This is a genomic window from Limibacillus sp. (genome assembly GCA_037379885.1).
Lineage (GTDB): Bacteria > Pseudomonadota > Alphaproteobacteria > Kiloniellales > CECT-8803 > JARRJC01.
On record JARRJC010000001.1, the window covers coordinates 62780 to 78148 of the forward strand.

The following is a 15369-nucleotide window of genomic DNA, read 5'->3' on the forward strand; positions in this document are numbered from 1 at the left end:
ATGCTGCTGCCTTTCTTCACCCGCCGCGAAGCCCAGTCCTTCCGGCAGCTGCGCGGGCGCATCTACCTCCGCCCGCCCCTCGGGCGGGACTACCGCGCCTGGGCCGCGGTGCGCGAGGAAAGCCGGTCCTTCCTGATTCCCTGGGAGCCAACCTGGGCGCATGACGCGCTGAGCCGCAGCGCCTACCGCCGGCGCCTGCGCCACTACGTTCAGGAATGGCGGCAGGACAACGGCTACGCCTTTTTCGTGTTCACTCAAGAGGACGACCGGCTGGTCGGCGGCATTACCCTCTCCAACCTGCGCCGCAGCGTCGCCCAGACCGCCGCCGTCGGCTATTGGGTGGGCGAAAGCCATGCCCGCAAGGGCTACATGACCGAAGCCCTGCTGGCGCTCGCCGACTTCTCCTTCGGACGCATCGGGCTGCGCCGTCTGGAGGCAGCCTGCCTGCCGCAGAACGAGGCCAGCCGCAAGCTGCTGGAGAAGGTCGGCTTCCAGTACGAGGGCTATGCCCGCGAATACCTGCGCATCGATGGCGAGTGGCGCGACCACCTGCTCTACGCCCTCCTGCGGGAAGACCCGCGGGGCGAGGGCCAGTAGCCGTTCGGGCTCCCTTCAGAGCCCTTCCAAGTGCGGCCGGAAGTGCGGCCAGTCGGCATGGAGCGATTCGCGGCCCATGGCCTCCAGCACGCGCTTGCGCGCCTCCCGGTCGCGCACGGTGGAAAGGATGCTCTGCTCCAGCGGAGAGCCGTCGCCGAAACGCCTGTGCACCTCGGCCAGCACCTCCTCCTGCGACAGCAGGGCGTGGGGCCGCCCTTCGCCGGTGACCGCAGCCAGCCCCACCGGCGCGCCCGCCACGGGCAGGCAGCCGTGGTCGCCCCGGTAGACGAAGGCCTCGACCGGCCCGGAGGGCCCGTCCTCCACCAAGAGCTCCGCGCCGGTCAAACTGCCGTAGCTGTAGAAGCCCTCGGTCTTGTGCATGTAGGCGAGCTGGGCGGGGTCCAGCCAGGTGACCGCGACCCGCACCCGGCATCCCGGCGCGTGCTGCAGGGTGGAGGCGATCGCCCCATAGCGGGTCACGTGGGCGGAATAGACGATGTCGTAGTCCGTGAGCCAGGCGAGGGTCACCGGGATTTCCGAGTCCCGGCCGCTCAAATGGCCGTACTTGCGATGGATCTGGGAGGGCGCCCGGTTCGACCCATGGCCTATGACGGGCGTACGGCCGGCGAAGTCAGCCGCCGAGATGTCCAACAGGCCGCCGTCGCGGTAGAGATAGGATTCCTCTGGCGATTCATAGGGATAGCCCTTGGCGAGGGCCAGGAGTCCGGCATCGTCTTCAGGGAGTTTCCAGACCATTTTCTTTCCAGGGATGAGGCGTACAGAGAGAGCCACTTCCGGCAACCAGCTGTCCCCGGCCGTCCCCTCGGTCTCGGTCTCATCCGCCCCGGCTGGGGCCGGCTATAGGCCGGTCAGTCGGTGCAGGCCGGCGGCTGGTCCGGGTCCGCCTGTTCGATGCGATAGCGGCGATGGCAATCGTCCACCGTCATCCACGCCAGCTTGGCCCATTCCTTCTCTGCCTCACTGTAGGTTTCGAAGGGTCCGACCCAATCTTCCTGGCCGCCGATAATCGCCTCGAATTTGGTGTCCTGGTACTCACCACCAACAACCCAGTACTTTTGCATCTGCCTCTTGCCTTTAGTGGCTCTAAGCTCTCGAGTTCCGGCTTGCAATGAAAGCGTAACCAATCCGTCGAATCGGCGCAACACAACAACTTAGCGAAGCAACCGGTTCTTAACCCTCAAAGTATCAAGGTAACCGCTCAGGGCCGGAGTCGGTCAGCCGTAAACCGCTTTTACATTGCAAATTCGTCATGCTCGGGAACTATTACAAGTTCAGAGGTGACGCAAGCAGCCAAATGACGCGGGCCACCCGCCTGACGCAGAGCTGATATTCGGACCCGGAAGAGGTCCTTCTTGAGAGGAGCAAGAAGCCATGGAAGGCTTTGCCATCTTCGTCCTGGCCTTCGTCCTGCTGGCCATCATCATCGTCTTCATGGGGGTCAAGTCGATCCCTCAGGGCATGGAGTACACGGTGGAGCGCTTCGGGCGCTACACGCGTACGCTTTCCCCCGGCCTTTCAGTGATCGTGCCCTTCGTCGACAGGATCGGCGCCAGACTGAACATGCGCGAGACCGTGCTCGACGTTCCCTCCCAGGACGTGATTTCCCGCGACAACGCGGTGGTCAGCGTGGACGGCGTGGTCTTCTATCAGGTGATCGACGCGCCCAAGGCCGCATATGAGGTCAACGATCTGGAGCGCGCGATCCTGAACCTTTCGACCACCAACCTGCGCACCGTGATGGGCTCCATGGACCTGGACGAGCTGTTGAGCGAACGCGATCAGATCAACGCGCGCCTGCTGACCATCGTCGACGAGGCGACCGCGCCCTGGGGCGTCAAGGTCACCCGCATCGAGATCAAGGACATCTCCCCGCCCGACGACCTGGTGGCTGCCATGGCCCGGCAGATGAAAGCCGAGCGCGACAAGCGCGCGGAAATCCTGGAGGCCGAAGGCGCCAAGCAGTCCGCGATCCTGCGCGCCGAGGGCGAGAAGCAGGCCGCCGTGCTGGAGGCCGAGGGCCGCAAGGAGGCCGCCTTCCGCGACGCCGAGGCCCGCGAGCGCGAGGCGGAGGCCGAAGCCAAGGCGACCCAGAGCGTGTCGAACGCCATCGCCGCCGGCAACGCCCAGGCGATCAACTACTTTCTGGGGCAGCGCTATCTGGAAGCGCTGGGCAAGTTCGCCGATTCGCCCAACCAGAAGGTCTTCATGCTGCCGGTCGAGGCGACCAACGTGCTGGGCGCGCTGGGCGGCATCGCCGAGATCGCCAAGGACGCCATGGCCGAGGGCCGGGGCGAGGATCCGGGCGGTCCCTGGGGCAAGGGCGGCCGGTAGCAAGGGCGGCCGGTAGCTAGCACGAACAGTAGGAAGGGGCGGACCATGATCGAGTTCAACGGGATCGAGTTCTGGTACTGGTGGGTCTTCGCGCTGGTTTTGGGCGCGATCGAAATTTTCGCGCCTTCCTTCTTCTTCCTCTGGCTGGGCTTCGCGGCGGCCGCCGTCGGTCTCGTCGTGCTGCTCTTCCCGGACATGGCCTGGGAGATGCAGCTGCTGTTCTTCGGCGTCTTCGCCGTGGTCTCGGTCCTGCTCTGGCTGCGCTTCGTGCGCCCGGCGCAGGTCGCGGGTTCCAGCGGGAAGCTGAACCGCCGCGCCGCTCAGTACGAGGGCCGCCTGACCACGCTGGATCAGGCGATCGAGAACGGAACCGGCTACGTGCGCCTGGACGACAGCCGCTGGAAAGTCACCGGCCCCGACCTGCCGCAGGGCACGAAGGTCAAGATAACCGGCGCCGACGGCGCGGTCCTGCAGGTCGAGGAAGCTTGACCTTCCGCGGAGTCCAGGTACCTCTAAGGGCCTGAGACGAAACCCGGAGGAACAAACCCCTTTCATGCCCTACCAGTCGCTGCGTGATTTCATCGAAAAGCTCGAAGCCTCGGGCCGTCTGGTGCGCGTTTCGCATCCCGTGTCGCCGAAGCTGGAGATGACCGAGATACAGACGCGCCTGCTGGCCGAGGGCGGCCCCGCCGTCTTGTTCGAGAACGTGGTGGAGGACGGCAAGTCCTACGGCATGCCCATGCTGGTGAACCTCTTCGGCACGGTCGAGCGGGTCGCCTGGGGCATGGACCGCGAGCCCCATGAGCTGCGCGAGGTGGGCGAGACCCTGGCCTTCCTGCGCCAGCCGGAGCCGCCGGGCGGCTTCCGCGAGGCGCTCGACATGCTGCCCCTGGCCAAGACCGTCATGTCGATGAAGCCCAAGACCGTCAGCCGTGCGCCGGTCCAGGAAGTGGTGCTGAAGGGCGAGGAGATCGACCTTTCCGAGATCCCCGTCCAGACCTGCTGGCCGGGCGAGCCCGCGCCGCTCATCACCTGGCCGCTGATCGTCACCAAGGGCCCGGGCAAGGGGCGTGAGGACAACTTCAACCTCGGCATCTACCGCATGCAGGTTCTGGGCCGCGACAAGACCCTGATGCGCTGGCTGAAGCATCGCGGCGGGGCGCAGCATCATCAGCGCTGGAAGTCCTCCGGCAAGACCGAGCCCCTGCCCGCCGCCGCCGTTCTGGGCGCGGACCCGGGCACCATCCTGGCGGCGGTGACGCCGGTGCCCGACACCCTCTCCGAGTACCAGTTCGCCGGGCTGCTGCGCGGCAAGAAGGTGGAGCTGGTGGACTGCAAGACCGTGCCGCTCAAGGTCCCGGCAGAGGCGGAGATCGTGCTGGAGGGCTACGTCAGCCTCGAGGACTACGGGGACGAGGGACCCTACGGCGACCATACGGGCTACTACAACTCGGTCGAGCGCTTCCCGGTCTTCCAGATCACCGCGATCACGCGGCGCAAGAAGCCCATCTACCTCTCGACCTTCACCGGCCGCCCGCCCGACGAACCCTCGGTCCTGGGCGAGGCGCTGAACGAGGTCTTCATCCCCCTGCTTCAGCAGCAGTTCCCGGAGATCACCGATTTCTGGCTGCCGCCGGAAGGCTGCTCCTACCGGATCGCCGTCATCTCCATGAAGAAGGCCTATCCGGGCCACGCCAAGCGCGTGATGCTGGGCGCCTGGTCCTATCTGCGCCAGTTCATGTACACCAAGTGGGTGATCGTGGTGGACGATGACGTGGACGCGCGCGACTGGAAGGAGGTCTGGTGGGCGGTCTCCACAAAAATGGACCCGGCGCGCGACATCACGCTTTTGGAGAACACGCCCATCGACTACCTGGATTTCGCCTCGCCGGACAGCGGCCTCGGCTCCAAGATCGGCCTGGACGCGACCGACAAGATCGAACCTGAGACCAAGCGGGAATGGGGCAAGGTCCTGCGCATGGATCAGGAGGTGGTGGAGCGGGTGACGGACATCTGGGACGAACTGGGCCTGCCCGGCAGCGGCAAGCCGATCTGGCGCTAGGGGCTTTCACCGCCCGCCTCCCGCCTCTATATCAACAGTCCCGGACAGCTAAGACCGCGACCCCGAATAAGGAGCCTTCATGGCCATCTCCCAGGAAGACGCGCTGAGCCTGCTCGACAGCGTCATCGAAAAAGCCAAGCAAGCCGGAGCCGATCAGGCCGACGCGCTCATCGCCCATTCCATCTCCATCTCCCACGCCCAGCGCCTGGGCGCGGTGGAGACGCTGGAGCGCTCGGAAGAGCAGGACCTGGGCCTGCGCGTGATCGTGGGAAAACGCCAGGCCTGCGTCTCCTCCAGCGACTTCAAGGCGGACGCCATCGAGGAGACCGTGGCCCGCGCGGTCGCCATGGCCAAGGCCGTACCGGAAGACCCCTATTGCGGCCTCGCGGAGGCGGAGCAGCTGGTCCGCGACTACCCGGATATCGATTCGGTCGACCCGGAGGAGCCTTCGGCCGAACGCCTGATGGAGATCGCCAAGGTCTGCGAGGAGGCCGCGCGCGCCGTCCCCGGCGTCACCAACTCCGAAGGGGCGGAAGCCGGCTGGGCCTTCGGGCGCGTCGCGCTCGCCGCCAGCAACGGTTTCAGGGGCTCCTACGAGCGTTCCTCCCACTCCTTCGGCGTGTCCGTGCTGTCCGGCGAGGGTCTGGGCATGGAGCGCGACTACGACTTCAGCCAGGCGGTCTACGGCAGCGACCTGCGCGACCCCGTGGAGGTCGGGCGCAACGCGGGGGAGAAGGCCGTGCGGCGCCTGGGCGCGCGGCGGCCCAAGACGGGGCGTTATCCCGTCCTGTTCGACCCGCGCATCTCCAACTCCCTGGTGCGCACGCTGGCGGGCGCGATCAACGGCGCGGCCATCGCCCGCGGCACCTCCTTCCTGAAGGACAAGCTGGGCGAGCTGGTCTTCGCGCCGGACATCGACATCATAGACGATCCGCACCGCCCGCGCGGCCTCTCCTCCAAGCCCTTCGACGCCGAAGGTCTCGCCAACGAGAAGCGCGCGCTGATCGAGAAGGGACGCTTGACCACCTGGGTCCTGGATCTGGCGACGGCCCGCCAACTCGGGCTCGAATCGACAGGGCATGCCGCACGCGGTTCGGGCGGCCCGCCAAGCCCCTCCACCACCAACCTCTATCTGGCTCCGGGAAAACAGAGCCGGGACGAGCTGATCGGCGGCATCGACCAGGGCTTCCTGGTCACCGAGATGATGGGCATGGGCACCAACATGGTGACCGGCGACTACTCGCGCGGCGCGTCCGGCTACTGGATCGAGAAGGGCGAGATCGCCTATCCGGTCAACGAGGTGACCGTGGCCGGAAACCTGAAGGAGATGTTCGCGCAGATGACGGCCGCCGACGACCTGGTCTTCCGCTACGGCGTCAACGCCCCGACCCTGCTGGTCGAGGGCATGACCGTGGCCGGCGGCAAGGACTGAGGCGCCTTCAAGGCACCAGCAGACGAAGCCGCCGGTCGCTGAGGCCGATCTCGACCGGCGTGACCCCGACGGAATCCCCGTCGGCCTGAAGCGGCAGGCCCGCGGGACCTAGGATGCGCAAGGACGTGACCGGCAGGCAGCGCACGCCGCGCGCCCGCTCCAGACGGCCCAGCATCAGCGCGAGGCTGTAGCGCAGCACGGAGAGCGGCCCCGCCTCCCCGAACAGGAAAGCCTGAAGACCATCGGTCTCCAGCCCCGCCGAGCGGCTCAGGACGAAGCCGCCGCCGTAGTGCCGTGCGCGGGCCACGATCAGCGAGCGTGCCGTCGCGGGCTCCCCGTCCAGCTCCAGCTCCAGCTCTGGAAAGCCGTAGCAAAAGCCCTGACGCAGACTCTCCCAGACATAGGCGCCCTTGCCGAAACGGCGCTTCAGCGAGGGGGAGACGGCGGCCACCACCTCGGCGTCGAAGCCCGCCCCGGCCATCAGCAGGAAATAGCGCTCCCCAAGGCGTCCGAGCCGGACATCGAGCTGGCTGCGCCCGGTCAGGCAGTCGGCCACGGCGCGCGGGCGCAGCGGCAAGCCGATCTCCTGCGCCAGCACGTTGGCGGTGCCCAGCGGAATGATGCCCAGCAGCGGTCCCGTCTGCTCCCCATGCCTCGGGACGGAAGCCAGGCCGTTGACGGCCTCGTGGATCGTCCCGTCGCCCCCGGCGACGGCGATGCGCTGACGGCCTTCGCGCGCCGCAGCGGCGGCCATGGCGGTGGCGTCGCCGGGCCCGGCCGTCGTCCGCAGCTCCGCGCGCCAGCCCTTTTCCTCCAGGGCCGCCAGAACGCGCGTGAAAAAAGCGCCGCGCCGCTGTCCCGCCGCCGGATTGTAGATCACGGTCAGCGAGCGGACCCGAGAAGTCAGGCTATCCGGCAAGAAAACATCCCCTGAGCGAAGAAAACAGCCGCGTGAAGGCTTAATAAAAACACTGTTTCGGTCCTGTTACCACTTCGCGTCGTTTACGTGAAGTTTGGCGCATTTTGATGCAATTCCATTGAACTGACACAAGACCTGGATAACAGAAGGTCAGGAGCGGCCCGGGGGACGAGTCGTTCGTCAGGACAAGAAGAGGTAAGGCTCATGGCAGGCGCTGAACGGCAACGGAAGCCGGAACCGGAAACCCGCCGCTACCGGGCGGTCTTTCTCTCCGACATCCACCTCGGGACCCGCGGCTGCAAGGCCGAGTTCCTGCTCGACTTCCTGCGCTACAACGAGGCGGACAAGATCTACCTGGTCGGCGATATCGTGGATGGCTGGCGGCTGAAGAAGAGCTGGTACTGGCCCCAGGCCCACAACGATGTGGTCCAGAAGCTGCTGCGCAAGGCGCGCAAGGGCACGGAGATCATCTATGTCCCGGGCAACCACGACGAGGCCCTGCGCAACTACACCGGCGTGCACTTCGGCGGCGTCGTGGTGGCCAGCGACACGGTTCACGAAACGGCGGACGGCAGGCGTCTTCTGGTGCTGCACGGCGACGCCTTCGACGGCGTGGTCAAGTACGCCAAGTGGCTGGCTCTGCTGGGCGACGGCGCCTACAACCTGATGCTCCAGGTGAACACCTGGTACAATGTGACGCGCCGCATGCTGGGTTTCGGTTACTGGTCGCTTTCGGCCTATCTGAAGAACAAGGTGAAGAACGCGGTGAAGTTCGTCGACGACTTCGAGCGCGCCGTGGCCGAGGAGGCGCGGCGGCGCAACCTCGACGGCGTGATCTGCGGGCATATCCACAAGGCAGAGATGCGCGAGATCGAGGGCATTCTCTACATCAACGACGGCGACTGGGTGGAGAGCTGCACCGCCCTGGTCGAGCATCAGGACGGACGGCTGGAGATCATCCATTGGGCCGAGGAGCGGAACTTCTCCATGCTGGCCCTGCCCCGGAGCGAGAGCGACGCACAGCCGGAACCGGCGCGAAAGAAGGAGTACGCCGCCTGATGCGTATCGCCATCGTGAGCGACGCCTGGTTTCCGCAGATCAACGGCGTGGTGCGCACCCTGAAGCGGGTCTGCGACGAACTGGGGGCTGAAGGGCACGAGATCCTGGTCATCCATCCCGGCCTGTTCAGAACCCTGCCCTGTCCCACCTACCCCGAGATCCGGCTGGCGATCCTGCCGGGCGCGCGCCTGCGCGGACTGCTGGAGGATTTCGCGCCCGAGGCGATCCACGTCGCGACCGAGGGCCCCCTGGGTCTTTCGGCGCGTGGCTACTGCCTAAAGCGCAACCTGCCCTTCACGACCTCCTACCACACGCGCTTTCCCGAATACGTGGCCGCGCGCTTCCCGCTCAAGCTCTCCTGGCTCTATGCCTTCATGCGGCGCTTCCACAACTCCGGGGCGGGCACGATGGTGGCGACGGAGTCCCTGCGCCGCGAACTGGCCGCGCGGGGCTTTCAGAAGATCAAGGTCTGGTCGCGCGGCGTCGACACCAAGATCTTCAAGCCCTTGGCGCCGCCTGACCTGGGTCTGGAGCATCCGGTCTTCATCAATGTCGGCCGCGTGGCCGTGGAGAAGAATCTGGAGGCCTTCCTGTCGCTGAAACTGCCGGGCAGCAAGGTGATCGTCGGCGGCGGCCCGCAGCTTGAAGAGCTGAGGCAGCGTTACCCCGAGGTTCACTTTCTTGGCCCGAAGGAAGGCGAGGAACTGGTGCGCCACTACGCGCTCGGCGATGTCTTCGTCTTTCCGAGCCGCACGGACACTTTCGGGCTCGTTTTGCTGGAAGCGCTCGCCTGTGGATTGCCGGTCGCGGCTTATCCGGTGCCGGGCCCGCTCGACGTGATCGGCAACAGCGGCGTGGGACGGCTTGACGAAGACCTCGAAAGCGCTTGCAAGGCGGCGCTGGAGATACCACGTGACCGCTGCCGGCCTTACGCCGAGCGCTTCTCCTGGCACGCCTGCGCCCAACAGTTCCTGAACAACTTGGAACCCGAGGTGCTGGGCTAGGGTTTCAACGCGCCTTCGTGCTATTGTCCGCCGGAATTTTGAGAAGCCGCGCGGAGTAACCTTCAATCGTGTCGACCAGTAAGCCCGCCCCCCTGTTGGCGAACCGGGAGCAGACGCTCTACCTGATGAAGCGACTGGTCCGCGGTTACATGAGCGACCAGATGCGCCGTCTGGCGCTCGCCGTGCTTTGCATGATCCTGGCGGCCGTCACCACGGCGGGCTTCACCCAGTTGGTGAAGCCGATCATCGACGACATCTTCGTCATGCAGAAGGGCGAGCTGCTGATCCCGGTCGCCGGGTTCACGCTGCTGATCTTCGTGACGCGCGGCATCGCCAGTTATGGCGAGGGCGTGCTGATGAGCCGCATCGGCCTGACCATCGTCTCGCGCCTGCAAAGCCAGCTCTATCACCGGCTGATCAAGCAGGACATGGCCTTCTTCAACGTGACCTCCCCCGGCACGCTGGTGTCCCGCTTCATCAGCGATGCCTTCATGCTCCGGAACTCCGTGGCCAATACCCTCACCAGCCTGGGCAAGGACACGCTGACGGCGACCGCGCTCGGCGCGGTCATGTTCTACGAGGATTGGCTGCTGGCCTGCTTTGCGATCTTCATCTTCCCCGCCGCGGTCTTCCCGATCGTTAGGATCGGACGGCGCATGCGCAAGGTCTCGCGCAATCAGCAGGTTCAGACAGGCGCCCTGGCCACGGTGCTGGACGAGTCTTTCCAGGGCATCCGCTATGTGAAGGCCTACTCCATGGAGGAGCACGAGGCCAAGCGCGCGGACCGCACCATCAACAAGCTGCTGGAGATCGCCCTGAAGGGCGCGCGCACGCGCAACGCCCTGCACCCGATCATGGAGGGCCTGGGCGGCATCGCGGTCGTTACCATCGTGCTCTATGGTGGCCAGATGGTGATCTCGGAAGCCAAGACGCCGGGCAGCTTCTTTGCTTTCATCTTCGCCCTGCTGCTGGCCTACGAACCGGTGAAGCGTCTGGCCCGCTTGAACACGGTGCTGCAGGAGGGCCTGGCGGCCGCCTCGCGTATCTTCGAGCTGCTGGACATGACGCCGGAACTCCAGGACAAGCCGGACGCAAAGCCACTCAAGGTCGGCGAAGGCCGCATCCAACTGCAGGACGTGGTCTTCTCCTACGACGGAGAGGGAAAGGCGCTGGACAAGGTCTCCATCGAGGTGGAGTCCGGTAAACGCGTGGCCCTCGTCGGCGCGTCGGGTTCGGGCAAGACCACCATCCTAAACTTGGTGCCGCGCTTCTATGACGTGGATGAAGGCCGGATCCTGATCGACGGGCAGGACGTGCGCGACGTGACCATGGAGTCCCTGCGCCGCAGCATGGCCCTGGTGAGCCAGGAGACGCTGCTGTTCGATGAGACCATCCGGGCGAACATCGCCTATGGAAACCCCGAGGCGAGCGACGAGGAGATCGAAAGCGCGGCCCGCAACGCCGGCGCGCACGACTTCATCAAGCAACTGCCGCAAGGCTACGACACGCTGGTCGGCCCGCGCGGCACCAAGCTGTCCGGCGGCCAGCGTCAGCGCATCTCCATCGCAAGGGCGATGATCCGCAACGCGCCCATCCTGCTGCTGGACGAAGCCACGTCCGCGCTCGACACAGAGTCCGAACGCCATGTCCAGAAGGCGCTCGACGAACTGATGGTGGGACGCAGTTCCATCGTGATCGCCCACCGCCTCTCCACCATCGTGGACGCCGACCGCATTTATGTCCTGGACAATGGCCGGATCGTGGAGAGCGGGACCCATGCCGAACTGTTGGCCAAGGGTGGAAACTACGCGAAGCTGCACAGCCTTCAGTACAGTGACGAGTCGGACGGCGGCTCGCAGAAGCGCGTGGCCCAGGAGTAGCTTCATGGCGAAGTCGTCGCTGGGAAAAAAGATCCTGAAGTCCCCGGCCTTCATGAGCTTCGTGTTCTCCTTCATCGCCGTTTATCTGCGGGTGATTGAGCGCAGCGTCCGGTGGCGCCGGGACTACCATCCCGAGGCTGAAGAACTGATCGAGGGAAACAAGGCCTTCATCGCCTGTTTCTGGCATGGCCGGATGGTGATGATGAGCTCGGCCTGGACGGCACCCCCTGAACGCATGCACCTGCTGATCTCCACCCACCGGGACGGTCAGCTTATCTCTCAGCCGATCCTGAAGCTGGGCTACAAGCAGATCGAGGGCTCCAGCGGACACGGCGGCGTCCAGGCGATCAGGGAGATGACCCGCGTCCTGAAGCAGGATCATGTCGTGGCGATCACGCCCGACGGTCCCCGTGGGCCGCGCATGAGGGTCAAGCCGGGTGTCCTGAAGATCGCGCAGTTGACCGGGGCGCCCATCGTGCCGCTGGCCGGTGCGGCGAAAAGCTGTTGGATGCTGAAGAGCTGGGACCGCTTTCTCATTCCCAAACCCTTCACCAAGGGTCTCCTGTCAGCGGGCAAACCCATCGTGATCGGCAGGGACCTGGACGAGGCCGCCCTGGAAGCAGTCAGGCTTGAGCTGGAAGAAGAACTCTTGAGGCTGGCCGCGGAGGCCGATAGGGCCATGGGCCGGGAGGTCATTGCACCCGGCCCGGTCGAGCAGTGAGGCCGCCGATGTTCTGGCTGCCTCTCTATCGCTTGACGACCGAACTCGGCACGCCGCTGATCCGCGGTGTGCTGAGAAAGCGCCTGCAACGGGGGCGCGAGGACCCTGAGCGTGTCACCGAGCGATACGGCGAAGCATCGCGGGCCCGCCCCGCCGGCAAGCTACTTTGGCTGCACGGCGCCAGCGTCGGGGAAGCCGTTTCGGTACTGCCGCTGATCGCCGCCTTGAGAGAGCGCAGGCCGGAGGTCAGCATTCTCATGACGACCGGCACGGTAACCTCGGCCAAGCTCATGTCGCAGCGCCTGCCCGAAGGCGTCATTCACCAGTTCGTGCCCCTCGACCATCTCTCCTGGGTTCGCCGTTTCCTGGACCATTGGCGGCCCGACGCGGCGCTCTGGGTGGAATCGGAGCTTTGGCCCAACCTGCTTTCAGAGGCTCAGGAACGGCAAATTCCCCTGGCCTTGGTGAACGCGCGCATGTCACCCGGCTCCTTCAAGAACTGGCGGCGTCTGCCGGGCGGGCTGAAGAGCCTGCTCTCCGCCTTCGAGCTCTGCCTTGCGCAAGACGATGCTCAGGCCGAGCGGCTTCGCACTCTGGGCGCGCCAAAGGTCCTTTCCGTTGGAAACCTCAAGTACGCAGCGGAAGCCTTGCCCTGTGACCAAAAAGAGCTTTCCGGGCTCTGGGAGAAGATTGGCCGCCGCCCCCTCTGGCTCGCCGCCTCGACCCATCCCGGAGAAGAAGAACAGCTCGCCGAGGCCCACGGCCAGCTGCGCGAGGAACACCCCGGTCTCCTCACCCTCCTGGTGCCCCGCCATGCGGAACGCGGCGACGCCATCGCCAAGCTGCTGGGCGACCGGGGTCTCTATGTCGCGCAGCGCTCGCGCGGCGAGGAACCGGATGGCGAGACCGATGTCTTTCTGGCCGATACCATGGGGGAACTGGGCCTCTTCTACCGCTTGAGCGAGATCGCCTTCGTGGGCGGCAGCCTCGTGCCGCATGGGGGTCAGAATCCGCTGGAGCCGGCCCGGCTCGAGGCCGCCATCCTTCATGGCCCTCATATGCAGAACTTCGCCCCCATCGTCGAGGCGCTGGACCGAGCCGGCGGCGCAAAGCAGGTCGCCGACGCAAGCGAATTGGCCGAGGCCCTGCACCAACTGCTGAACGATTCCGGGCAGCGCCGTCGCATGGCCGAGGCCGCACGCGCCGTCGCGAGCGCCCAGGAAGATGTTCTGGAGCGCGTGCTGGACGCGCTATCGCCGCTTCTGGACAGAGCCCTGGGACCGGCGCCGGAGGGCAGGGCGCCTCTAAAGACGGCGGCGGAACCATGACCTGGCGCCGCGCCCCCCGCTTTTGGGCCGAACGCGGCTTGCCCGCGCGCCTGCTGGCCCCGGTATCCTGGCTGGTGGCGGAGGCGGCGCGACTGCGCCAACGGGGCGTTGAACCACACCGCGCCGGCGTGCCGGTTATCTGCGTTGGCAATCTCGTGGCGGGGGGTGCGGGCAAGACCCCCGTGGCCCTCGACCTTCTCAAGCGCCTGTCGGCGGGGGGAAAGAAGGTCTTCGCTCTGACCCGAGGCTACGGTGGACGGGAGTCGGGTCCTCTGCTGGTCGATCCTGAGCGGCACGACTGGCGCGCGGTCGGCGATGAGGCGCTTTTGCTGGCGCGGGTCGCCCCGACCGTGGTGTCGCGCGACCGCATTGAAGGCGCTGCCCTGGCGGAGGCGGAGGGCGCGGAGGCCATCGTGATGGACGACGGCTTCCAGAACCCGCTTCTGCACAAGGACCTCAATCTGCTGGTGGTCGATGGCGGCGCCGGACTGGGCAACGGCATGGTGATGCCCTCGGGCCCCTTGCGCGAGCGCCCAGACGCTGCTTTCAAGAGAGCCGACGCCGTGATCATTCTGGGCGAGGACAAGACACGGCTTTCGGGCAAGCTGCCGCGTGGCCTGCCGCTGCTTCAGGCGGACCTGACACCGCTGCCGGAGGCCGCCAGCCAAGCCGGCCGCCGCCTGTTGGCCTTCGCTGGAATCGGACGCCCAGCGAAGTTCTTCGACAGCCTGCGGGCCACGGGTGCGGAGGTCGTGGCGGCGGTGGGATTTCCCGACCACCATCCCTATCGCGAGAGCGAATTATCTCTATTGATCAAAAAGGGATACGAGCTTGACGCACAGCCCATCACGACAGAGAAAGACCTGGTGCGCATTCCTGCGGGCTACGCCGACGAAATCGAGTGCTTTCCCATAACCCTGCGCTGGCGCGACAGCGACCGCCTTTGGACACTGCTCGAGAACATACTCGAAAAATGACCGACCAGAAGACAGCCATCACCCAGGGAATCGACCAAACGGCGACCGAGGCCGCCGACTCGGTGCTTGAGACGAAGAAGCGCCAAAGGCCCCGCGGGCGGCGCCACAGGTGGTTCGCCCGGCGGATCAAGTATCCCCTGGAAGCTCTGGCGTTCTTCCTGCTGCTCCGCTTCTTCGGACTGCTGCCGCTGGACTGGGCTTCGCGGTTCGGCGGCTGGGCGGGTGGAATCCTGATGCCGCATTTCGGGGCGTCGAAACGGGCGCTGCGCAATCTGCGGCTCATCTACCCCTCCATGCCCGAGGCGCTGCGCCGTCAGATCGTGAAAGACATGTGGCGCGACTTCGGCGCGGTCGCCGCCGAGTATGCCCATCTCGATGAGATCACCGACCTGAAGAACGGCCGCGTGACCCTCGTGGGCACGGAAGCGATGCGGCGGTCGATTGAAGCGGGCCACCCCGCGATCCTCGCCTCCGGTCACTTCTCCAACTTCGAGGTCATGCACATCGTCATGGCGCGGGTCTTCAAGAAAGTCTCGACCGTGGTGCGCCAACCCAACAACAAGCTCATCGAAGACGAGCTCGAGCGCATCCGCTCCTGCGGTGGCGGACGCCGTCTCGCCAAGGGCCGGGTCAGCGCGCGCAGCCTGCTCATGGCCCTGGAGGAAGGCGACACCCTCGGAATCCTGGTCGATCAGAAGCTGACCAGGGGTGTGGAATCCAAGTTTCTCGGACATCCGGCCATGACGCCGACCGCCGCCGCAGCCATGGCGATCCGGTTGAACCGCCCTATCTACATCGCGCACATCAAGCGAAAGGGGCCGGGGCGCTTCGAGTTGGCCGTGGAAGGACCCCTCGTCCCCGATTGCAACGCCCCCAGGAACGAGGAGATCAAACGCCTGACGCAGGCCCTGAACGACAAGCTCGGCGAATACATCCTGGAGCATCCGCCCGGCTGGCTTTGGCTGCACCGGCGCTGGCCCGAAGAGGTCTACCAGAAGGCGGGGGTCTAGGCGCCGGGCCGAAAACGGCGCGGCTTGG

The 15369-nt window shown here is 65.9% G+C and carries 15 protein-coding genes; 12 read left to right on the top strand and 3 right to left on the bottom strand.

Features of this window, described 5'->3' with window-relative positions:
* Positions 1-597 carry a GNAT family protein gene (locus P8X75_00325; protein MEJ1993641.1) on the top strand — a complete coding sequence of 199 codons (597 nt, stop codon included), beginning with the start codon at positions 1-3 and terminating at the stop codon, positions 595-597.
* A 15-nt stretch (positions 598-612) separates the two neighbouring features.
* Here P8X75_00325 and P8X75_00330 read toward each other — a convergent pair whose 3' ends face one another.
* Together P8X75_00330 and P8X75_00335 are read right to left on the bottom strand one after the other, a co-directional pair.
* On the bottom strand, positions 613-1353 hold the full coding sequence (locus P8X75_00330) for a hypothetical protein (GenBank protein MEJ1993642.1): 741 nt from the start codon (positions 1351-1353) through the stop codon (positions 613-615).
* A gap of 113 nt (positions 1354-1466) precedes the next feature.
* On the bottom strand, positions 1467-1679 hold the full coding sequence (locus P8X75_00335; GenBank protein ID MEJ1993643.1) for a DUF4170 domain-containing protein: 213 nt from the start codon (positions 1677-1679) through the stop codon (positions 1467-1469).
* Between the two features lie 310 nt (positions 1680-1989).
* Here P8X75_00335 and P8X75_00340 point away from each other — a divergent pair, with 310 nt between their 5' ends.
* The 4 genes from P8X75_00340 to P8X75_00355 all read left to right on the top strand — a co-directional run bounded on the left by P8X75_00340 (position 1990) and on the right by P8X75_00355 (position 6443).
* Entirely contained in the window at positions 1990-2949 is a 960-nt protein-coding gene (locus P8X75_00340) for an SPFH/Band 7/PHB domain protein (GenBank protein MEJ1993644.1), read from the top strand.
* A 45-nt stretch (positions 2950-2994) separates the two neighbouring features.
* On the top strand, positions 2995-3438 hold the full coding sequence (locus P8X75_00345) for an NfeD family protein (GenBank protein MEJ1993645.1): 444 nt from the start codon (positions 2995-2997) through the stop codon (positions 3436-3438).
* Between the two features lie 64 nt (positions 3439-3502).
* Positions 3503-5011 carry a UbiD family decarboxylase gene (locus P8X75_00350; protein MEJ1993646.1) on the top strand — a complete coding sequence of 503 codons (1509 nt, stop codon included), beginning with the start codon at positions 3503-3505 and terminating at the stop codon, positions 5009-5011.
* Positions 5012-5090: 79 nt separating this feature from the next.
* Positions 5091-6443, top strand: coding sequence for a TldD/PmbA family protein (locus P8X75_00355; protein MEJ1993647.1), 1353 nt, complete (start codon positions 5091-5093; stop codon positions 6441-6443).
* Between the two features lie 7 nt (positions 6444-6450).
* Here the strand turns inward: P8X75_00355 and P8X75_00360 are convergent, their stop codons facing one another.
* Entirely contained in the window at positions 6451-7362 is a 912-nt protein-coding gene (locus P8X75_00360) for a diacylglycerol kinase family lipid kinase (GenBank protein ID MEJ1993648.1), read from the bottom strand.
* A 204-nt stretch (positions 7363-7566) separates the two neighbouring features.
* On the opposite strand from P8X75_00360, the gene P8X75_00365 reads away from it, so the two are divergent.
* The 7 genes from P8X75_00365 to P8X75_00395 all read left to right on the top strand — a co-directional run bounded on the left by P8X75_00365 (position 7567) and on the right by P8X75_00395 (position 15341).
* The gene (locus tag P8X75_00365) at positions 7567-8421 is read left to right on the top strand and encodes a UDP-2,3-diacylglucosamine diphosphatase (protein MEJ1993649.1); all 855 of its coding nucleotides are present in this window, start codon (positions 7567-7569) and stop codon (positions 8419-8421) included.
* Positions 8421-9425, top strand: a complete 1005-nt coding sequence (locus P8X75_00370; GenBank protein MEJ1993650.1) for a glycosyltransferase family 1 protein — start codon at positions 8421-8423, stop codon at positions 9423-9425. The genes P8X75_00365 and P8X75_00370 overlap by 1 nt, the downstream gene beginning before the upstream one ends.
* A 68-nt stretch (positions 9426-9493) precedes the next feature.
* Complete coding sequence (locus tag P8X75_00375; GenBank protein ID MEJ1993651.1) at positions 9494-11305, top strand: ABC transporter ATP-binding protein; 1812 nt, start codon at positions 9494-9496, stop codon at positions 11303-11305.
* A gap of 4 nt (positions 11306-11309) precedes the next feature.
* On the top strand, positions 11310-12026 hold the full coding sequence (locus P8X75_00380; GenBank protein ID MEJ1993652.1) for a lysophospholipid acyltransferase family protein: 717 nt from the start codon (positions 11310-11312) through the stop codon (positions 12024-12026).
* Positions 12027-12034: 8 nt separating this feature from the next.
* Positions 12035-13354 carry a 3-deoxy-D-manno-octulosonic acid transferase gene (locus P8X75_00385; GenBank protein MEJ1993653.1) on the top strand — a complete coding sequence of 440 codons (1320 nt, stop codon included), beginning with the start codon at positions 12035-12037 and terminating at the stop codon, positions 13352-13354.
* A complete protein-coding gene (gene lpxK / locus P8X75_00390; GenBank protein ID MEJ1993654.1) occupies positions 13351-14331 on the top strand; it encodes a tetraacyldisaccharide 4'-kinase in 981 nt (326 codons plus the stop codon). The genes P8X75_00385 and lpxK overlap by 4 nt, the downstream gene beginning before the upstream one ends.
* Complete coding sequence (locus P8X75_00395) at positions 14328-15341, top strand: hypothetical protein (GenBank protein ID MEJ1993655.1); 1014 nt, start codon at positions 14328-14330, stop codon at positions 15339-15341. Before lpxK ends, P8X75_00395 begins: the two co-directional genes overlap by 4 nt.
* The last annotated feature ends 28 nt before the right edge of the window (positions 15342-15369 follow it).

What these genes read in the sequence shown, in the direction of transcription:
- P8X75_00350 (MEJ1993646.1), top strand. Translation starts at nt 3,503, where the DNA reads ATGCCCTACCAGTCGCTGCGTGATTTCATCGAAAAGCTCGAAGCCTCG.
- P8X75_00395 (MEJ1993655.1), top strand. Translation starts at nt 14,328, where the DNA reads ATGACCGACCAGAAGACAGCCATCACCCAGGGAATCGACCAAACGGCG.
- P8X75_00355 (MEJ1993647.1), top strand. Translation starts at nt 5,091, where the DNA reads ATGGCCATCTCCCAGGAAGACGCGCTGAGCCTGCTCGACAGCGTCATC.
- lpxK (MEJ1993654.1), top strand. Translation starts at nt 13,351, where the DNA reads ATGACCTGGCGCCGCGCCCCCCGCTTTTGGGCCGAACGCGGCTTGCCC.
- P8X75_00335 (MEJ1993643.1), bottom strand. Translation starts at nt 1,679, where the DNA reads ATGCAAAAGTACTGGGTTGTTGGTGGTGAGTACCAGGACACCAAATTC.
- P8X75_00385 (MEJ1993653.1), top strand. Translation starts at nt 12,035, where the DNA reads ATGTTCTGGCTGCCTCTCTATCGCTTGACGACCGAACTCGGCACGCCG.
- P8X75_00330 (MEJ1993642.1), bottom strand. Translation starts at nt 1,353, where the DNA reads ATGGTCTGGAAACTCCCTGAAGACGATGCCGGACTCCTGGCCCTCGCC.
- P8X75_00380 (MEJ1993652.1), top strand. Translation starts at nt 11,310, where the DNA reads ATGGCGAAGTCGTCGCTGGGAAAAAAGATCCTGAAGTCCCCGGCCTTC.
- P8X75_00340 (MEJ1993644.1), top strand. Translation starts at nt 1,990, where the DNA reads ATGGAAGGCTTTGCCATCTTCGTCCTGGCCTTCGTCCTGCTGGCCATC.
- P8X75_00325 (MEJ1993641.1), top strand. Translation starts at nt 1, where the DNA reads ATGCTGCTGCCTTTCTTCACCCGCCGCGAAGCCCAGTCCTTCCGGCAG.
- P8X75_00365 (MEJ1993649.1), top strand. Translation starts at nt 7,567, where the DNA reads ATGGCAGGCGCTGAACGGCAACGGAAGCCGGAACCGGAAACCCGCCGC.
- P8X75_00345 (MEJ1993645.1), top strand. Translation starts at nt 2,995, where the DNA reads ATGATCGAGTTCAACGGGATCGAGTTCTGGTACTGGTGGGTCTTCGCG.
- P8X75_00370 (MEJ1993650.1), top strand. Translation starts at nt 8,421, where the DNA reads ATGCGTATCGCCATCGTGAGCGACGCCTGGTTTCCGCAGATCAACGGC.